Below are 2,500 nucleotides of genomic sequence, written 5' to 3' on the forward strand. Positions count from 1 at the left end.
TATGCTTTGTGGTCAAGTCCTCGGCCTATTAGTACCGGTCAGCTCCACACGTTACCGTGCTTCCACCTCCGGCCTATCAACCCGGTCGTCTACCGGGAGCCTTACCCACTCTCATGGTGGGAGACCTCATCTCAAGGCGAGCTTCCCGCTTAGATGCTTTCAGCGGTTATCCCTTCCGAACGTAGCCAACCAGCCGTGCACCTGGCGGTACAACTGGCACACCAGAGGTTCGTCCGTCCCGGTCCTCTCGTACTAGGGACAGCTCCTTTCAAGTCTCCTGCGCGCGCAGCGGATAGGGACCGAACTGTCTCGCGACGTTCTAAACCCAGCTCGCGTACCGCTTTAATGGGCGAACAGCCCAACCCTTGGGACCTACTCCAGCCCCAGGATGCGACGAGCCGACATCGAGGTGCCAAACCATCCCGTCGATATGGACTCTTGGGGAAGATCAGCCTGTTATCCCCGGGGTACCTTTTAGCCGTTGAGCGACACCGCTTCCACACGCCGATGCCGGATCACTAGTCCCAGCTTTCGCTCCTGCTCGACCCGTCAGTCTCACAGTCAAGCTCCCTTGTGCACTTACACTCGACACCTGATTGCCAACCAGGCTGAGGGAACCTTTGGGCGCCTCCGTTACTCTTTAGGAGGCAACCGCCCCAGTTAAACTACCCACCAGACACTGTCCCCGATCCGGATCACGGACCAGAGTTAGACGTTCAAAACGACCAGAGTGGTATTTCACCAATGACTCCACCATCACTAGCGTGACAGCTTCCCAGTCTCCCACCTATCCTACACAAGACGTTCCAAACGCCAATGTCAAGCTGTAGTGAAGGTCCCGGGGTCTTTCCGTCCTGCTGCGCGTAACGAGCATCTTTACTCGTAGTGCAATTTCGCCGGGTCTGCGGTTGAGACAGCGGGGAAGTCGTTACGCCATTCGTGCAGGTCGGAACTTACCCGACAAGGAATTTCGCTACCTTAGGATGGTTATAGTTACCACCGCCGTTTACCGGCGCTTAAGTTCTCACCTTCGCATGATTACTCACACTAAGCGGTCCCCTTAACGTTCCGGCACCGGGCAGGCGTCAGTCCGTATACATCGTCTTACGACTTCGCACGGACCTGTGTTTTTAGTAAACAGTCGCTTCCCCCTGGCCACTGCGACCCCCACCAGCTCACAAAGCTAGTCTGATCACCAGCAGAGGTCCCCCTTCTCCCGAAGTTACGGGGGCAATTTGCCGAGTTCCTTAACCGCAGTTCACCCGATCGCCTTAGTATTCTCTACCTGACCACCTGAGTCGGTTTAGGGTACGGGCCGCCACAACACTCACTAGAGGCTTTTCTCGGCAGCATAGGATCATCCACTTCACCACAATCGGCTCGGCATCACATCTCAGGATTAACGCGGGGCGGATTTACCTACCCCACTCCCTACATGCTTACCCCAGGTCAACCATCGCCTGGGCTGGACTACCTTCCTGCGTCACCCCATCGCTTACCTACTACCCGATCGGATCGAGCGTTCACTCTGACCCCAAGCCCGAAGGCTTTAGGCGAGCTAAGGACTCTTAGCATCACGAGGTTCGATATGGGCGCATTGAAGCGGGTACGGGAATATCAACCCGTTGTCCATCGACTACGCCTGTCGGCCTCGCCTTAGGTCCCGACTTACCCTGGGCGGATTAGCCTGGCCCAGGAACCCTTGGTCATCCGGCGCGAGGGTTTCTCACCCTCGATTCGCTACTCATGCCTGCATTCTCACTCGCACAGCCTCCACAACTAGATCACTCTGCTGCTTCGCCGGCTGCACGACGCTCCCCTACCCATCAACACAGACGAATCTGCATCAATGCCACGACTTCGGCGGTGTACTTGAGCCCCGCTACATTGTCGGCGCGGAATCACTTGACCAGTGAGCTATTACGCACTCTTTCAAGGGTGGCTGCTTCTAAGCCAACCTCCTGGTTGTCTCTGCGACTCCACATCCTTTCCCACTTAGCACACGCTTAGGGGCCTTAGTCGGTGATCTGGGCTGTTTCCCTCTCGACTACGAACCTTATCGCCCGCAGTCTCACTGCCACGCTCTCACTTACCGGCATTCGGAGTTTGGCTGACGTCAGTAACCTTGTCGGGCCCATTAGCCATCCAGTGCTCTACCTCCGGCAAGAAACACGTGACGCTGCACCTAAATGCATTTCGGGGAGAACCAGCTATCACGGAGTTTGATTGGCCTTTCACCCCTACACACAGGTCATCCCCCAGGTTTTCAACCCTGGTGGGTTCGGTCCTCCACCCAGTCTTACCTGAGCTTCAACCTGCCCATGCGTAGATCACTCCGCTTCGGGTCTACAGCATGCGACTCAAACGCCCTCTTCAGACTCGCTTTCGCTACGGCTCCCCCACACGGGTTAACCTCGCCACACACCATAACTCGCAGGCTCATTCTTCAAAAGGCACGCAGTCACATCACACACCAGCAAGCTGATGTAAGCTCCTACGG

General features: G+C 56.5%; 1 rRNA gene (cut by a window edge). It reads right to left on the reverse strand.

From position 1 onward, the window contains the following. Nucleotides 1–8 precede the first annotated feature (8 nt). Nucleotides 9–2,500, reverse strand: a 23S ribosomal RNA gene (locus tag ABEA43_RS67490); it runs 616 nt beyond the window's last position.

Origin of the sequence: Nonomuraea rosea, assembly GCF_039539705.1 — a bacterium.
Taxonomy (GTDB): domain Bacteria; phylum Actinomycetota; class Actinomycetes; order Streptosporangiales; family Streptosporangiaceae; genus Nonomuraea; species Nonomuraea rosea.